General features: G+C 61.9%; 17 protein-coding genes. 6 read left to right on the top strand and 11 right to left on the bottom strand.

The window, feature by feature from the left end; translation table 11 throughout:
- The 5 genes from ACFQ6Y_RS15375 to ACFQ6Y_RS15355 are packed head-to-tail and all read right to left on the bottom strand — an operon-like array spanning position 1 to position 3,835.
- A complete protein-coding gene (locus ACFQ6Y_RS15375) occupies positions 1–1,209 on the bottom strand; it encodes a DegT/DnrJ/EryC1/StrS family aminotransferase (RefSeq protein WP_378634057.1) in 1,209 nt (402 codons plus the stop codon).
- A 34-nt stretch (positions 1,210–1,243) separates the two neighbouring features.
- Positions 1,244–2,425 (bottom strand): lipid-transfer protein, encoded by a 1,182-nt coding sequence (locus tag ACFQ6Y_RS15370; RefSeq protein ID WP_230816589.1) that lies wholly within the window; start codon positions 2,423–2,425, stop codon positions 1,244–1,246.
- Positions 2,422–2,835 (bottom strand): acyl dehydratase, encoded by a 414-nt coding sequence (locus ACFQ6Y_RS15365; RefSeq protein ID WP_378634054.1) that lies wholly within the window; start codon positions 2,833–2,835, stop codon positions 2,422–2,424. Before ACFQ6Y_RS15365 ends, ACFQ6Y_RS15370 begins: the two co-directional genes overlap by 4 nt.
- Positions 2,832–3,260 (bottom strand): Zn-ribbon domain-containing OB-fold protein, encoded by a 429-nt coding sequence (locus ACFQ6Y_RS15360; protein WP_378634051.1) that lies wholly within the window; start codon positions 3,258–3,260, stop codon positions 2,832–2,834. Before ACFQ6Y_RS15360 ends, ACFQ6Y_RS15365 begins: the two co-directional genes overlap by 4 nt.
- Complete coding sequence (locus ACFQ6Y_RS15355; protein ID WP_378634048.1) at positions 3,257–3,835, bottom strand: MaoC family dehydratase N-terminal domain-containing protein; 579 nt, start codon at positions 3,833–3,835, stop codon at positions 3,257–3,259. Before ACFQ6Y_RS15355 ends, ACFQ6Y_RS15360 begins: the two co-directional genes overlap by 4 nt.
- Positions 3,836–4,034: 199 nt before the next feature.
- Between ACFQ6Y_RS15355 and ACFQ6Y_RS15350 the strand changes: the two genes are divergently transcribed.
- Positions 4,035–4,613: a TetR/AcrR family transcriptional regulator gene (locus ACFQ6Y_RS15350; RefSeq protein WP_378634046.1), complete on the top strand. Its 579-nt coding sequence runs from the start codon at positions 4,035–4,037 to the stop codon at positions 4,611–4,613.
- Here ACFQ6Y_RS15350 and ACFQ6Y_RS15345 read toward each other — a convergent pair.
- From ACFQ6Y_RS15345 to ACFQ6Y_RS15330, 4 genes are all read right to left on the bottom strand, one after another.
- Entirely contained in the window at positions 4,600–6,072 is a 1,473-nt protein-coding gene (locus ACFQ6Y_RS15345) for an MFS transporter (protein WP_378634043.1), read from the bottom strand. The two genes, ACFQ6Y_RS15350 and ACFQ6Y_RS15345, sit on opposite strands and share 14 nt — an antisense overlap.
- Positions 6,073–6,158: 86 nt before the next feature.
- Positions 6,159–6,728 carry a TetR/AcrR family transcriptional regulator gene (locus tag ACFQ6Y_RS15340; protein WP_378536944.1) on the bottom strand — a complete coding sequence of 190 codons (570 nt, stop codon included), beginning with the start codon at positions 6,726–6,728 and terminating at the stop codon, positions 6,159–6,161.
- Positions 6,728–7,348 carry a recombination mediator RecR gene (gene recR, locus ACFQ6Y_RS15335; RefSeq protein WP_003943917.1) on the bottom strand — a complete coding sequence of 207 codons (621 nt, stop codon included), beginning with the start codon at positions 7,346–7,348 and terminating at the stop codon, positions 6,728–6,730. Before recR ends, ACFQ6Y_RS15340 begins: the two co-directional genes overlap by 1 nt.
- 12 nt (positions 7,349–7,360) lie before the next feature.
- A complete protein-coding gene (locus ACFQ6Y_RS15330) occupies positions 7,361–7,699 on the bottom strand; it encodes a YbaB/EbfC family nucleoid-associated protein (protein WP_003943929.1) in 339 nt (112 codons plus the stop codon).
- A gap of 109 nt (positions 7,700–7,808) precedes the next feature.
- Between ACFQ6Y_RS15330 and ACFQ6Y_RS15325 the strand changes: the two genes are divergently transcribed.
- The 3 genes from ACFQ6Y_RS15325 (at position 7,809) to ACFQ6Y_RS15315 (ending at position 10,513) form a co-directional block, all read left to right on the top strand.
- Complete coding sequence (locus ACFQ6Y_RS15325; protein WP_378634040.1) at positions 7,809–8,609, top strand: Rv3717 family N-acetylmuramoyl-L-alanine amidase; 801 nt, start codon at positions 7,809–7,811, stop codon at positions 8,607–8,609.
- An 84-nt stretch (positions 8,610–8,693) separates the two neighbouring features.
- Entirely contained in the window at positions 8,694–8,990 is a 297-nt protein-coding gene (locus ACFQ6Y_RS15320; protein WP_378634037.1) for a hypothetical protein, read from the top strand.
- Entirely contained in the window at positions 8,990–10,513 is a 1,524-nt protein-coding gene (locus ACFQ6Y_RS15315; RefSeq protein ID WP_378634034.1) for an alpha/beta hydrolase, read from the top strand. The genes ACFQ6Y_RS15320 and ACFQ6Y_RS15315 overlap by 1 nt, the downstream gene beginning before the upstream one ends.
- A 55-nt stretch (positions 10,514–10,568) precedes the next feature.
- On the opposite strand, the gene ACFQ6Y_RS15310 is transcribed toward ACFQ6Y_RS15315, so the two are convergent.
- Positions 10,569–11,003 (bottom strand): SRPBCC family protein, encoded by a 435-nt coding sequence (locus ACFQ6Y_RS15310; RefSeq protein WP_378445664.1) that lies wholly within the window; start codon positions 11,001–11,003, stop codon positions 10,569–10,571.
- 336 nt (positions 11,004–11,339) lie between these two features.
- On the opposite strand from ACFQ6Y_RS15310, the gene ACFQ6Y_RS15305 reads away from it, so the two are divergent.
- Positions 11,340–12,767, top strand: a complete 1,428-nt coding sequence (locus tag ACFQ6Y_RS15305; RefSeq protein WP_378445774.1) for an FAD-binding protein — start codon at positions 11,340–11,342, stop codon at positions 12,765–12,767.
- Positions 12,764–14,065 carry a class I SAM-dependent methyltransferase gene (locus tag ACFQ6Y_RS15300; protein ID WP_230816598.1) on the top strand — a complete coding sequence of 434 codons (1,302 nt, stop codon included), beginning with the start codon at positions 12,764–12,766 and terminating at the stop codon, positions 14,063–14,065. Before ACFQ6Y_RS15305 ends, ACFQ6Y_RS15300 begins: the two co-directional genes overlap by 4 nt.
- Positions 14,066–14,086: 21 nt before the next feature.
- On the opposite strand, the gene ACFQ6Y_RS15295 is transcribed toward ACFQ6Y_RS15300, so the two are convergent.
- Complete coding sequence (locus ACFQ6Y_RS15295; RefSeq protein ID WP_378634031.1) at positions 14,087–15,139, bottom strand: hypothetical protein; 1,053 nt, start codon at positions 15,137–15,139, stop codon at positions 14,087–14,089.
- Between the last annotated feature and the right edge of the window lie 60 nt (positions 15,140–15,199).

The raw sequence follows: 15,199 nt of genomic DNA, 5'->3' as shown, positions 1-15,199 counted from the left end.
CTACTTCCACTTCGAGGCAAAACGATTGATGCTCTCCGCAATCCGAGCAACTTCGTCTTCACGCAGGCCGTGGCTCATGCCGAGCGTCATTCCTCGGGCAAAAACCGCGTCGGCTTCCGGCAATCCTTCGGCCGGCTGACGGAATTCGATGTTGTTCATCATCGGGTGACGAGTGACGTTGCCGCTCCACACAGTTCGTGTGTCGATGCCGTCGGCTTCGATGGCTTCCTGCAGGTCGCTGCGTGTGAAGGGTGCATTCTCGTTGATCATCACGGGGTAGCACAGCCACGCTGTATCGAGCCCGTCGAGTTCTACCGGCGTCGTGAAGAATTCGGGATGAGCCCCATACGCCGCCGTGAAGGCCGCAAACGTGGCCTTGCGCGTCTTGTAGTTCTCCTCCAGCTTGTCGAGTTGCACGACGCCGTAGGCTGCGCCGAGTTCGGAGGGCTCGAAGTTCCACGACATGAGCTCGAAGATGAAATCGTTGTCGTAGTCGACACCGTCGAGTTCTTCGCGGAAGACTCGGCCGGACTTGGTGCTGCCGAACAGGTTCGGCTCACTACGACGGCCCCAGCGGCGGAGTAATAGAGCCTTGTCACGGCTGGCTTCGTCGTCGACGCACACCATTCCACCGGTTCCCGCGCACGTGATGATGTGTGCCATCGAGAAACTGGTGACAACGATGTCCGCCCGAGTGCCGGTCGGAGTGCCGCGGAGCGTGGCGCCGATCGCGTCACACGAATCTTCGATCACCTTGAGTCCGTGGCGATCTGCAATGTCGCGGATGGCGTCCCAGTCCGGGCAGTTGCCGGCCAGGTTCGGCATCAGGATGGCGCCGGTTTTCTCGGTGACCATGGCCTCGATCTTGGTGACGTCGACGTTGAACGTGTTGGGTTCCACGTCCACGAACACCGGCACCAGACCGGCACGCACGATCGGCGCGATGTCGGTGGAGAACGTCAACGGCGATGTGATGACCTCGCTGCCGGCTGGAAGTCCGAGCAGCTCGACAGCCAAGTACAGACCCGAGGATCCCGAGTTGCACATGACGCCGAATTTCTTGCCTGCCAAGGCCGCGATACGCTCTTCCATCTCGAAGACGTTCTTGCCGATGCGCAGTCCTTGATGCCCGCTGCGCAAGACGTCGACAACAGCCTGTATTTCTTCCTCGCCGTGGGTGGCCCTGGCGTAGGTGATCCGCTCACTCATCGTGTTCCTGCTTTCTCGAATGTGTGCGGCAGATTCAGCGATCTGCCGAGAGGACGAGTGCACTGTGCGGGACGGGGGAACCGCCGGTCACGAGCACGTTGTCCAGAGTTTTGGTGGGTTGGTTGGTGGAGGTGCCGCGGATCAGACGAACGCCTTCGGCAATGCCGTTGACGCCGTGGATGTATCCCTCACCGAGTTGACCGCCGTGAGTGTTGATCGGTAGGCGGCCGTCCAGCTCGAGATTGCCGTCGGCGATGAAGTCTTTTGCCTCGCCCCGTCCGCAGAATCCGTACTCCTCGAGTTGAAGCAGAACCATCGGAGTGAAGGCGTCGTAGAGAATTGCGGCATCGATGTCGTCTGGCCCGATACCGGCCTGGTCCCACAGTTGGCGCGCGACCAGTTCGACTTCCGGCATACTGTCGATGTCGTCTCGGTAGTAGCTGCTCATCGAAATCTGTTGCGGGCCTACACCTTGCGCGGCACCGCTGATGATCGCAGGTTTATGAGGGAGATCGCGGGCGCGCTCCGCGCTGACGATGACCAGCGCCTGTCCGCCGTCACTTTCCTGGCAGCAGTCGAGCAGGCGGATGGGGTCGGCGATCATGCGCGAGTTCTGATGATCCTCGATGGTGATCGGGCGTTCGTAGAACCAGGCCTTGGGGTTGTTCGCCGCATGCTTGCGCGAGAGAACCGAGATCTGGCCGAAGTCGGCGCTGGTTGCCCCGTACTTGTGCATGTACAGCTTGGCCAGGAAGGCTTCCTGCTGCGCCGGCGTCAGAAGCCCGTACGGGTTGATCCAGTTCCGGTATTCCTGGTCCGTCGACGCGTTGTACGCGAAAGGTGGTGGCCCGGCGCCGAATCGGTGGCCGGATCTTTCGTTGAAAGCGCGGTAGACGACCACAACGTCGGCAACTCCGCTGGAGACGGCAAGCGCTGCTTGTTGAACCGGTGCACAGGCACCGCCACCGCCGTGTGGAATACGACTGAAGAACGTCAGTTCCGGGATCCCGAGGGCGCGTGCGACCGCAATCTCGGGATTGTTCTCCATGGTGAACAGCGCAAATCCGTTCACCTCTTCTGCCTCGATGTGCGCGTCGTCGAGTGCGGCGATCACGGATTCGCACGCCAACTGCCATTCGCTGCGGCCGGAGTTCTTGGAGAACTCGGTGGCGCCGATTCCGGCGATGGCTGCTTGCCTCGAAAATCCTCGTGTCATGCGATTACCCTTTCCACCGGTTCGAGAGTCACGTCGGCCGTCACGTGTGTTCCGCGGGCGTTTTTCCCGATAACCGTCACGGTGAGCGCCCGGCCGTCTGTGGCGGTGACCTTGCCGGTGAATGTCATGGTGTCTCCGGGGAAGTTCGGAACACCAAGCCGTAGTGATGTTTTGACGATCCGTGATGCGGGGCCGGACCAGTCGGTGATGTAGCGGTCGATGAGCCCGTTGGTGGTGTTGATGCTCATGAAGATGTCGGGAGTTCCGCGATCCTGCGCCTTGCCCGGATCGTGATGCACGTCTTCGAAATCCTGAGAAGAGATCGCGGTGGCGACGATCAGCGTTCGATCCAACCGCAATTCGAGGCTGGGGAGGACCGAACCCACCTCGCAGTCAATCAGTTTCGTCATTCCGCCGAACCCCGTCGCCTCAGTTGCGGCAGCATCTCGCCGTGAGCGTGCTCGGAGAAGGTCACTTCGAGCTCCATGCAGAATTCGAGTTCCTCGTGATCGATCCCCGCGATGTCGGCAACCAGGCGCGTGCCTTCTTCGAGATCGACGAGCCCGACGGCGAGTGGGTACTCGAAAGCAGGATCCTTCGGGTGATGGATGACCGTGAAGCTGTGCAACGTGCATCGCCGCGTGGATTCGACTGTGTCCCAACTGAACGAGCGGCATTCCGGGCACGCGGGCGCGGGTGGGTGGCGCAGTGTCTTGCAATCCGCACACCGTTGGATCTCGAGGCGACCCTCTTTCGCCGCGGAGAAGAAGAAATCGTTGTCGTCGGTGACGGTGAGTCTCGGAACAGCGGTGTTGCGGGAGCCAGTCTCGCTCATGCGATTACCTCCTGGACTTCGAGCTGGGTATCTGTCTGGACATCTGGTTTGAACCTGAGCAATCGAAAACGCTCTTCGACCAGCGCCTTTCCGTCCTGGTCGACGTACTTCTTGAACAGAGTGATGAAGCACCCGTGACCGAGGGCAGTTTGTTTGAACGGCGAGATCGCTTCGATGGTGAAATGCGCGGTGACGTGGTCTCCGGGACTCAGCTCCGCGAGATACTCCTGCTCAACGTTGGTCGCGACGACCGAGGTGTATCCGGCCTCGTCCAACAACGCGAGCAGTCGTGAATAGGCGAAGTCCTCGGAGACTCCGTCGGCACGAAGCTGTTGGACCTGGCGATAGCGTCGGTAGCCCGCCATCACCCAGGTCGAGATCATGGCGGGTGGGCAGACGACATCTCGACGACCCACGCTGCGGGCAGCTTCTGCGTCGACGTAGATCGGGTTGCGGTCGTCGTGCGCCTCGACCCAGTTGCAGATCATCGCCTCGTTGACCGCGTAGCGAGCGACCCGGGCTGGTTCGGCCTCTGTGCCGATGAAATTCGAAAATTGCGTCTGCAGACTCTGCACTGAAATCCTCCGTGAACGAAAGTTGAGCAAGCGCTTGATTCTGAAGCTAGCATAGGAATCCGGAAGTGGAAACACGCGATCTCACCGACGAATTGGTTCGAGTCGGAGCCATCAGGCAGGATTGCGCTACGTCCGACGCCGGCAGCCCGGCACCCCCGAAACCCTGCCCTGAGCAGGACCGACAACCAGTGGAGATTCAGTGGCATCACCAGATCGTCGGGAGAAGATCCTGGAGAGCTCAGCCGAGCTGTTTGCCAGGAAGGGTGTCGCGACCACGACCGTTCGCGAAATCGGCGACGCCGCCGGCGTGTTCTCGGGCAGCCTTTACCACTACTTCAAGTCGAAGAACGCGATAGTTGCCGAGCTCATGCACGGCTTCATCACCGATATTCAGCTCCGCTTCGATCAGGTCGAGAAAACGGCAACCGGCCCCGAGGACGTCCTGCGCGGCCTGATCCGCGAGACGCTGATCGTCATCGAACTGCACCCGCACCCGACTGCGATCTATCAGAACGATCGGGCGTATCTACGCGACAACGATCTCCTGCAATCCGTCGACGGGCCTTCTCGCCAAGTCCGCGAGCATTGGATGAAAGCGATTGCCGAAGGCGTCGATCAGGGAATCTTCCGCCAAGATGTGGCCCCGGAGATTTTCTATCGATCGGTACGAGACACCTTGTGGTCGACAACGCATTGGCCGGACCGCCAGAAATACACCACCGACGAGTTCGCGGATCTGATGATTATGCTCTTCCTCTCGGGATTCAGGGTCGCCTGACGAGATCCGGCAGATCCAGATGTTTCGGGGTTCGTCCCTGCGGCAACAGGATCGACACCGCGAACACGACCACCGCGCAGCCCGCGCACACCAGATAGGCGACGGAGAATCCGGTCCACGACGTGGAATGTTCCGAACCGCTGATCACGAACGCGGCGAGGATGGTCGCCACCGTCGCACTGCAGATCGTGCTTCCGGACGTCCGTAGGAGCGAGTTCACCCCGTTGGCTGCTGCCAGTCGCTGACGTGGCACGGCAACCAGGATCAGCAGTGAGAGCGTGCTGTACACGATCGCTGTCCCGACTGCCGTAATGCCGAGCGCCGCAACCACTCCCCACAGCGGCTTACCCGCAACGGCGTGAATCCCGTAGCCCCCAGCGAGGAATACGGCACCGGTCAACATCGCGGTCCGTGAACCGAAGCGATCGGTAATCCGCACCGCAACCGGAGAGAACAGCACCATCGCGATACTGGCCGGAATCTGGCAGAGCGCCGCCGCGATGATCGACAGGCCGTACCCGGCGCCCGGCCCCTTCATCCCCTGCAGCAGCTGCGTGGTGATCAGTGTGTTCCCGAAAAACGCGAACCCGACCAGCAGAGCCGCGAGATGTGGGATCAACACCGCACGCTTGACGAGAGCACGGACGTCGACCAGCGGATTGACGTTGCGCCGCTGCTGAATTACCCAAAGCGTGAACAGCACCGCCGACGCGGCCAGCATCGAGATCACCGCGCCGCTGGTCCACCCCCAACTCGATCCCTGCGTGATCGGCACAAGCAGAGCGATCATCGCGGCGCTCAGACCGACCGCGCCGACGCCGTCGAATCTCCCCGACGGATTCGGCTCCGACTCTCGAATGAACAGCACCGCAGCAAGAGTCACCGACAGCCCGATGGCCGTGGTTACCCAGAACAGGACGTGCCAGTTCGAGTACTGCGCGATCATCGCGGAAAACGGTATCCCCAAAGCCGTTCCGACGCCGAGCGTCGAACTCATCATGGCCACTGCGCCGTTGACCTTGTTGCGCGGCAATTCGTCACGCAGCATGGAGATTCCGATGGGGATGACGGCCGACCCGGCACCTTGCAGCGCTCTCGCGAAGATAAGGACCGCGATGTCCGAGGACAGCGCACACAACATCGAGCCGAGAGTCATCATCGAGAAGGCAACGAGAAGCATCTTCTTCTTGCCGAACATGTCGGCGAGCCGGCCGAAGATGGGGGTGACGACGGCGCCGACCAGCAATGTGACGGTCACCAGCCAGGACACTGCTGTGCGTCCGGCGCCCGTGAAGTGGGGCAGCTCCGGCAGCAGCGGAACGATGACGGTTTGCAGGACTGCTTGGAACACGGCGGCCGCGACAACGATGGGAAAGAGGAAGCGGGAGCGCGGCTGCGCAAGACTCGCGTCAGGGGTGGGGACTGTCGGAGTACCCGGCGGACGGTCGAGCGTCGTCACCCCACACCGCCTGTTCTCACTAGGTAAATATCCGTTCACCTACACTAGGTGAACGGATATTTACCAAGCAAGAATTGTGACGCCGCTCACCCGTCGAGGAGCTTTTGCACGAGTGGTGCGTACAGCGCAACCACCTCGTCCTGGGTGCCGGTGGCATGCCCGGCCATCATCCGTCGGCGCATGATCGCCACTCCGACCACCATCGACATCGCCAGTTCCGCGCGCAATCTGGCATCGGGACCGGACAGACGAGCGGCGAGGGTGTCGATCATCTGCGTCGAATAGTTCTCGCGCAGCTTGCGGTTGCTTTCTTCACTGACACCGCTCATGAACAACAAGCTCATGGACAGCGGCTTGTACGACTCCAGCGGCTTGGTGAACAGCGAGACCATGCGCTCGCCGAGCGAGTCGTGCGGTGCGTCGAACACCGTGATCGCCGCTGCACGGAAGTCGACCAACTCGTCGTACAACTGCTCCTTGGAACCGAAGTACTTGATGATCAGCGGAGCGCTGACGCCTGCGTCTTCGGCGATGTCCTTGAGCGTGATCTCGCGGTACGGCCGAGTCGCGAATGCTTTCCCGGCCGAAGCGATGATCTGCGCACGGGTCTGCTCGGACGTACGACGCACTTGTTGACCTTGCTCCGTGCCGCTCATCAAGCGTTCCGCGACAATTCACGACGGCCGGACAATGCCCGACCCAGCGTCAACTCGTCGGCAAACTCGAGGTCGCCGCCCATCGGAAGGCCCGAAGCCAACCGAGACACCGTCAGCCCCGGGATGTCTCGCATCATTCGGACGAGGTAGGTAGCTGTCGCCTCGCCCTCGGTATTGGGGTCGGTGGCAATGATGACCTCGGACACGTCGACGCCGTCCTCCTGATTTGCGATGCGAGCCAACAACTCCCGGATGCGCAACTGGTCCGGTCCAATACCCGAGAGCGGATTGAGCGCACCGCCGAGCACGTGATAGCGACCCTTGAACTCCCGGGTGCGCTCGACGGCCTGGACGTCCTTCGGCTCCTCCACGACGCAGATCACCGTGCGATCGCGACGTGCGTCGGCGCAGATGCGGCACTTCTCCTGATCGGACACAGTTCCGCACACCGTGCAGAATTGAACGCCGTCACGGATGCGCTGCAATGCATTTTTCAAACGGTCGATCTCGGGAGGCTCCACGGAGAGCAGGTGAAAAGCGATGCGTTGAGCGCTTTTCGGCCCGACTCCGGGAAGCTTCCCGAGTTCGTCGATCAGATCCTGAACCGGACCTTCGTACACGCGTTCTCGTTTCTAGAAGCCGGGGAGACCGGGAAGGCCTCCGCCGAGTCCGCCGGCCAACGGGCCGAGCTTCTCAGCAGCGACTTCCTGTGCCTTGCGCGAAGCATCCTCGATCGCGCCGATCACCAGATCCTGCAGCGTCTCGACATCCTCGGGGTCGACGACCTTGGGATCGATCTGCAGACCCACAACCTCGCCGGTGCCCTTGACCGTGGCGACGACCAGCCCGCCGCCGGCCTGACCGGTCACTTCGGCCTGAGCCATTTCCTGTTGCGCCGCCATCAATTGCTGCTGCATCTGCTGAGCCTGAGCCAACAGAGCAGACATGTCGGGTGCTCCACCTGGTTGCACGAGCGGTCCTTTCTACAGAGTTATCCCCACCAGCGTAGTCGGTGCGCGCTACCGTGAGCGGGTGCGCCGGAACCAGTCAGAGACCGCAAAACCGTCAAGAGGGTCAAACATGGCATCACGGCTGTTCCGTTCCACCGCCCTGATTGCCGTAGTCGGGGCCGGGCTGCTGAGCGCCGCGTGCACGATTCCGACCGAGACTGCCGAGGCCACGACTTCGGTCGAGGTGTCTCCGCTCAGCACTGTTGCCGCTGACATCCCCGCAGCCCTCACCGGCAAGGTCGTCTTCCTCGATCCCGGGCACAGTGGTGCGAACGACGACAGCATCAACACCCAGGTCCCCACCGGCCGCGGCGGCACCAAGAACTGCCAGACCACCGGCACCAACACCGACGCCGGGTTCCCCGAACACACCTTCAACTGGGAAGTCGCGAGCCTGGTCAAGAGCGAACTCGAAGGCCAAGGCGCCACAGTCGTCCTGAGTCGACCGGACGACGTCAGCGTCGGATCTTGCGTCGACGCACGCGCCGAAGCCGCCAATTCCTCCGGCGCCGACGTCGTGGTGAGTATTCATGCGGACGGCGCAGCGGCCGGGGCCGAAGGCTTCCACGTCTGCTACTCCGCTCCCCCACTGAACTCGGTTCAGGCCGGCCCGTCCGTGGCTTTTGCGGAAACCATGCGCGACTCACTCGTCACCGCCGGCCTCACCCCGTCGACCTACATCGGTGACGACGGGTTGGCACCACGTGCCGATCTGACGGGACTCAATCTGTCGCAGCGGCCGTCGATTCTGGTCGAACTCGGCAACATGCGTAATGCCGACGAGGCAGCGCGCATGACGAGCCCGGACGGTCAGCAGGACTATGCAGCCGCCGTCACCAGTGGAGTCACGGCCTTCCTGACAACCCCCTGATCCGGCTTCTGTGGAGAAAACCCGCTTGTCCACAGGAAAGCCGGCACGGCCCCGATAGCCAGTTCGCCTGGCTACGGTTCAGCCATGGGGCCGATACTTCAGGTAGACATCGCTGCGTTGCAGCAACTTTCGGCTGATCTGTCTCGAATTGCGGATCAGATCTCGGGGATCGATTCCGCCGGCCCGATTTTCGAAGCCGCGGCGGCCCTGAACTCGTCCGCTGTCGCGGCTGTGTCGACTGGGAATGCCGGCGTCATCGCCGACGCGTACCGGCACCTGGCTACGCAATTGGGACTCATGGCGTCGGGAACCGCTGCCGCAGCACGTCTGTACGACGCTGCCGAGGGCGAAGTGGTGTCCGAACTGCGCGGAGCCTACTGATGCAGCCCACCGTCTCTCAGCTTCGAACGTGGTCACCGGAGCAACTACGCACCTGCGCTGCGGAACTCGTTGAAATCGATCGAAAAGTCGAATTTCTCAGTGGCGACGCCGGTCGCAGCATCGACGCCGTCCGCGAGTTCTGGCGGGGCGAAGCGTCGAGCGCGGCGGCAGTGCAGTGGTCGGGCATCTCGCTTGTCTCCTCTCGGCTCTCGATTGCGGTGCGCGTGGTCGCGGATCTGTATGCCGGAGTGGCCAATACGATTGGTGTGGCGCGAAGAACAGTTTTAGACCTGGTCGAGGAGGCGACTATCGAACACGGATTGACAGTGTCAGACAGTGGAGCTGTATCGGCGCCTGCGTCGACGCAGCCGTGGAATCTGGCCGACATCATGCAGGCTTCCGAAAACGCTACGGCTGCACAGAGTTTTCAGCAGCGAATCTTCGACTCTTTGTCGGCGCTGGACTATGAAGACAGCCGGGCCGCGACTGCTCTACGTCAGGCATTCCGGGAGATCGGATCACTCCTGGGCAATCAGCCTGATCGCCTCAACCGCACCGTCGTCGACATCCTCGATGGGAGGTCGACGCTCCCCGGGGCACCAACGGAGCTACACCGACTCTGGGAATCGCTCACGCCCAACGAGAAAGACGCGTTGGCGAGGTGGGATCCGTCCATCGGAAGTCGCGACGGCCTTCCCGCTCTCGACCGGGACTACTACAACCGGCGGTACCTCACTGCACTCGAGACTGCAGTCGAGTCCTCGCCGGATCGCACGGTAGCGACCGGATATGCGGCTGTGCGCAGCGAACTTCGGCCGGATACGTTCCTTCTCTCGGTCACTGGTGGGCACGCCGTCGTCGCTGTCGGTAATCCCGATGCTGCCGACAACGTCGCAACGTTGATTCCCGGAACCGGCTCCGGGCTCTCGGATGTCGGCGGAGATCTACAACGAACCAGAGCCATGTACGACGCAGCCGTCAGCGCGGCACCAACGGAAGCCACGTCGGTGATCCTGTGGTCCGGGTACGGCGCTCCCCCAGGCATTCCCGACGCCGGTTCGGATCGCTACGCAGACGCCGCGGCGCCCGGGCTGGACACTTTCCAGGACGGGCTACGCACCTCACATGACGGTCCGCCGTCGCACAACGTCGTGATCGGGCACTCCTACGGCAGCACCGTCATCGGTGCCGCGACTACCCGTGGCGCTTCTCTCGACGTCGACGAACTGGTATTTGTCGCAAGTCCGGGAGTCGATGCCGAGCGTGTGAACGAACTGAGCCTGGACGGCGTCGACTCCTCCGAGATGTCGCGTCGTGTTCATTCGACGACGGCCTTCTGGGATCCGGTCCAATTAATCCCCAAGATCCTCGGAGTCCACGGATTCGACCCGTCGGATCCGGAATTCGGCGCGCAGGTATTCGACGGATCACCCGGGGAGCCGGGGTTCGGAGTTCACAGCGATTACTGGGAAAGCGGAAACCCCGCACTCGCCGAGCTGGGGCGGATCATTACCGGCGCATGAAAGATGGCGCCGTACCGGTGAAGGTACGACGCCATCTTTCGAGATGCAGAATCAGTCAGACCAGTTCGCGCTTGAGGTTGTCCAGGACCTGGGCCTGGATGCGCTGCAGACCCTTCGGCGCGAAGGTTCGCTCGAAGAACCCGCCGATTCCGGTGGCACCCTGCCACTGGGTGAGCGTCGTAACCGTCGTTCCGGTGCCGTTGGGGGCAACGGTCCAGGTGGTGACGAGACTGGAGTTGGCGTCCTTCTCGGTGATGACGTTGCCGTCGACCGTCACTGTGGCCTTGACGTTGCGCGAACGCTTTTCCGTCGCCTTGAGCGTCCACTGCGCGACGGTTCCGTCACCCTGGCCGCCTTCGACGACCTTGTAGTCGAGGTACTGCTCGGACAGGATTCGCGGGCGAACCGTCTCGTAGTCCGAGAGCGCCGCGAGGACCTTGTCGGGTGCTGCTGTGACGACTATCGAACTCATTGCATTGACCTGACCCATATGCCCTACGTCTCCTTGTTCGACCAACGCGGCTCGATACCGCGAATGACTCTCGAATCCGCACCTCGAACTGCGCAGACATTCCTTTCCATATTGCCTGTCCCGCCCCGGTATCTCGACAATCTGCCCTGTCCTGTGAGCTGGTTCACCTGTTGGCGCATTTATCGAGTTCGTTTGCAACAACTCGATCAAATTCGGGCATTAAGACCCCTCCAGATAGCTTGCACGCGCAACTACCGATAGCGTCAGGGTGTGACTCTCTCGTTCAATGGGGTAGTTCAGAAGTTCGATCGAATCCGGACAAAGCAAGGCCCGGGTTCCGATGCTGCGCGTGAAATGGGGTTCGAGCAGCACAGAGAAGGCGTCGAACGCCTACTCGCGTCATACCGCGCCATTCCCGCCGATGCTTCTGTACGCCTGGCAAAGAAGACATCCAATCTGTTCCGCGCTCGCGCAAAGACGTCGGCCCCCGGCCTCGACGTCAGCGGTCTGGCCGGTGTCATCGCCGTCGATGCGCAGGCGCGCACCGCCGACGTCGCCGGCATGTGCACCTACGAAGACCTCGTCGACGCGACGCTGCCCTACGGGTTGGCGCCCCTGGTCGTGCCTCAGCTCAAGACCATCACCCTGGGCGGTGCGGTGACCGGGTTGGGTATCGAGTCCACCTCGTTCCGCAACGGCTTACCGCACGAGTCGGTCCTCGAAATCGACGTACTGACCGGAAGCGGCGAGATCATCACCGCAACGCCGGACGGTGAACACGCCGAACTGTTCTTCGGTTTCCCCAATTCCTACGGCACCCTTGGCTATTCGACGCGATTGAAGATCGCACTCGAACCGGTCGAGAAGTACGTCGCCTTGCGTCATGTGCGCTTCGATTCGCTGAAGAAGCTCGAAGAAACGATGGATCGCATCGTCACCGAGCGCGAGTACGACGGGATCGCCGTCGACTACCTCGACGGGGTGGTCTTCACCGATTCCGAGAGCTACCTCACACTCGGCGTGCAAACCGACGAGGAAGGCCCGGTCAGCGACTACACCGACCAGGACATCTTCTACCGGTCGATCCAGCATCCGTCACTCACACAGCCCAAGACGGACCGCTTGACCATTCGGGACTACCTGTGGCGCTGGGACACCGACTGGTTCTGGTGCTCACGGGCTTTCGGTGCACAGAACCCGAAGATCCGGCGCTTCTGGCCCAAGCAGTACCTGCGCAGCAGCTTCTACTGGAAGCTGATCGCCCTCGACCACAAGTACGACATCGGAGATCGCCTCGAAAAGCGCAAGGGCAAGCCCCCGCGCGAACGCGTCGTCCAGGACGTCGAGGTACCCATCGAACGAACCGCGGACTTCGTCTCGTGGTTCCTCGAGGAAATTCCGATCGAACCACTGTGGTTGTGCCCGTTACGCCTTCGTGAGCCCAGCCCGGCTGCTGCCTCCGCATCGCGGCTGGATCAATTGGCCACATCGCGGCCGTGGCCCCTCTACCCCCTCGAACCCAAGCGCACCTACGTCAACATCGGCTTCTGGTCTTCGGTGCCGATCGTTCCCGGCGAGCGCGAGGGGGCAGCAAATCGACTGATCGAAGAAAAGGTCAGCGATTTTGACGGACACAAATCGCTCTACTCCGACTCCTACTACTCGAAGGAAGACTTCGAGGAGCTGTACTACGGCGGCGACCGGTACATCGGACTCAAGGAACGCTACGACCCGAAATCCCGTTTATTGGATCTATTCTCTAAGGCGGTGCAACGTAAATGACCACGTTCAAAGACTCCAAAAGCCAGGACAAGCTCTCCATCGCAGAGATTCTCGAGACGCTTTCCGACGGCATGCTGCCGCTTCGATTCACCGCGTACGACGGCAGCACCGCCGGCCCCGAGGATGCCGACTACGGACTGCACCTCAAGTCGACTCGCGGAACCACTTATCTCGCAACGGCTCCCGGCGACCTCGGCATGGCCCGCGCGTACGTCTCCGGCGATCTCGAAGCCGAAGGTGTCCACCCCGGTGATCCGTACGAGATTCTGCGCATCATGGGCGACGAACTCCACCTCAAGCGCCCGTCAGCACTGACTCTCGCCAGCATCACGCGCTCGCTGGGCTGGGATCTGTTGCGGCCCATCGCCCCGCCGCCCCAGGAACATCTCCCTCGCTGGCGTCGCGTCGCAGAAGGACTGCGTCACTCCAAGACTCGTGACGCCGAAGTCATCCATCACCACTACGACGTCTCCAACACCTTCTACGAGTACGTCCTCGGCCCGTCCATGACGTACACCTGCGCCGCCTACGACAATGCGGAGCAGACTCTCGAAGAAGCCCAGGAGAACAAGTACCGCCTGGTGTTCGAGAAGCTCGGACTTCAGAAGGGCGATCGACTTCTCGACATCGGCTGCGGCTGGGGCTCGATGGTCCGCTACGCAGCACGGCGCGGCGTCAAGGTGATCGGCGTGACTCTCTCACGCGAACAGGCAGATTGGGCACAGAAGGCGATCGAAGACGAGGGGCTTGCCGATCTTGCGCAGGTCCGCTTCTCCGACTACCGAGACGTCGCGGAGACCGGGTTCGACGCAGTGTCCTCCATCGGCCTGACGGAGCACATCGGCGTCGGAAACTACCCGGCGTACTTCGAGTTCCTCAAGGGCAAGTTGCGCGAGGGTGGGCGTCTGCTCAACCACTGCATCACCCGTCCGGACAACCGAAGCGGCGCCAAGGCAGGCGGATTCATCGACCGGTACGTCTTCCCCGACGGGGAGCTCACCGGATCGGGTCGCATCATCTCCGAGATCCAGAACGTCGGTCTCGAGGTGCGGCACGAGGAGAACCTGCGCGAGCACTACGCACTGACGCTCGCCGGATGGTGCCAGAACCTCGTCGACAACTGGGACGCCTGCGTCGCCGAGGTCGGCGAAGGAACCGCACGCGTCTGGGGCCTGTACATGGCGGGTTCACGGCTCGGATTCGAGCGCAATGTCGTTCAGCTGCACCAGGTTCTGGCCGTCAAGCTCGGACCCAAGGGTGAGGCGCATGTGCCGCTTCGCCCGTGGTGGAAGGCCTAGGGGCAAAGCCCCCGTGAGTGGTTAAGGAGTCTCCGCACTCCTTAACCACTCACAGGCCCCGCAGGGGCTATCCCCCGTCCTCACCCAACCTCCCCGCCGCAAGACCGTCTCCACCTCGTGCGCAACCTGGCACGGGGTCTTCACCACCTCGTCGAATCCGTAGACCAACCGCGGACGACCTGCCAGCTCTGCCGCATTGTCACGACGGCGATCACGAAATGCCACTTCCGCCATGGAATGCGCCCACCGACCGTCGAGACGCACGATCAGCGGCACACCGAATTCGCTGTAGTCGCAATCCTCGTACAACGTGCGGCCGTCGACGCGAATCGGTGACTGGCGTCTGGCCGACGGCAACCCGTGCGCCCGCTCCACGTCGACCGCGTAATGGTATTCGAGCGATGACTGCACCCCATCTGCCAAGAGCTTCACCGCACTGTCGAGGGCCTTCCGATATCGACGGGGTGAGCGCTCCTCCATGCGTCGGCGGATGTCCGTCAAACGGATGCGTCCGTTGGTGACTGTGGTGATGAGGCTGACATAGGCCTCGCGCGCAGTCGATTCTGCGACGGCCAGATCGAGAGCTGTATCAGCCTTGCCGGTGCGCGGCATCTGCGCGTCGACACCGATGTGACGATGAGCCCTCGAACGGTGGACCACAACGCCGGGATGGAGGACAGTGCCGATCATGGGTGACGGATGTCGGTCGGCGCCGAGGCCACGAACGAAAGTGGCAGCCTGAGAGATCGCGGACTTCCCGTACGGAACGGTGATGTGTACTGGTGCAGTGCTGTCCGGCCGACGCATCGACCATTCCTCAGCGGCGGTGTGATGGCTGAGCATCGACGACCCGCCGCCGTACAGGAGCGCCGCTTCGAGTGCGGCATACCTGGTCAATGGGCCCGTGGTGACGGAGTAGACGCCGCGAAGAACAGTTTGCCAGCGTCCGACCTCAACTCGTTGTTTCACGCGAGAGCGCGGAAATCCGATGGCGTGAAGTTGGGCGTGACTGACCAGTCCGTGCTGAGCATCGACGATAACCTGCAATGCATCGATTTCTGTATGTGAAGGCATACGACGAGCCTGCAAATACATACAGAAGGATTTCGCCGAAAAAACTAACCTGTGGATAAA

This window comes from Rhodococcus sp. NPDC056516, assembly GCF_042794655.1.
GTDB lineage: Bacteria > Actinomycetota > Actinomycetes > Mycobacteriales > Mycobacteriaceae > Rhodococcus_F.
The sequence above is the reverse complement of the archived record's forward strand: the minus strand, read 5'-3'. Positions and strand labels throughout refer to the sequence as shown.

Coding starts and splice junctions, on each gene's coding strand:
- ACFQ6Y_RS15375 (WP_378634057.1), bottom strand. CDS start 1,209: ATGAGTGAGCGGATCACCTACGCCAGGGCCACCCACGGCGAGGAAGAA.
- ACFQ6Y_RS15370 (WP_230816589.1), bottom strand. CDS start 2,425: ATGACACGAGGATTTTCGAGGCAAGCAGCCATCGCCGGAATCGGCGCC.
- ACFQ6Y_RS15365 (WP_378634054.1), bottom strand. CDS start 2,835: ATGACGAAACTGATTGACTGCGAGGTGGGTTCGGTCCTCCCCAGCCTC.
- ACFQ6Y_RS15360 (WP_378634051.1), bottom strand. CDS start 3,260: ATGAGCGAGACTGGCTCCCGCAACACCGCTGTTCCGAGACTCACCGTC.
- ACFQ6Y_RS15340 (WP_378536944.1), bottom strand. CDS start 6,728: ATGAGCGGCACGGAGCAAGGTCAACAAGTGCGTCGTACGTCCGAGCAG.
- ACFQ6Y_RS15325 (WP_378634040.1), top strand. CDS start 7,809: ATGGCATCACGGCTGTTCCGTTCCACCGCCCTGATTGCCGTAGTCGGG.
- ACFQ6Y_RS15320 (WP_378634037.1), top strand. CDS start 8,694: ATGGGGCCGATACTTCAGGTAGACATCGCTGCGTTGCAGCAACTTTCG.
- ACFQ6Y_RS15315 (WP_378634034.1), top strand. CDS start 8,990: ATGCAGCCCACCGTCTCTCAGCTTCGAACGTGGTCACCGGAGCAACTA.
- ACFQ6Y_RS15310 (WP_378445664.1), bottom strand. CDS start 11,003: ATGGGTCAGGTCAATGCAATGAGTTCGATAGTCGTCACAGCAGCACCC.
- ACFQ6Y_RS15305 (WP_378445774.1), top strand. CDS start 11,340: ATGGGGTTCGAGCAGCACAGAGAAGGCGTCGAACGCCTACTCGCGTCA.
- ACFQ6Y_RS15300 (WP_230816598.1), top strand. CDS start 12,764: ATGACCACGTTCAAAGACTCCAAAAGCCAGGACAAGCTCTCCATCGCA.
- ACFQ6Y_RS15295 (WP_378634031.1), bottom strand. CDS start 15,139: ATGCCTTCACATACAGAAATCGATGCATTGCAGGTTATCGTCGATGCT.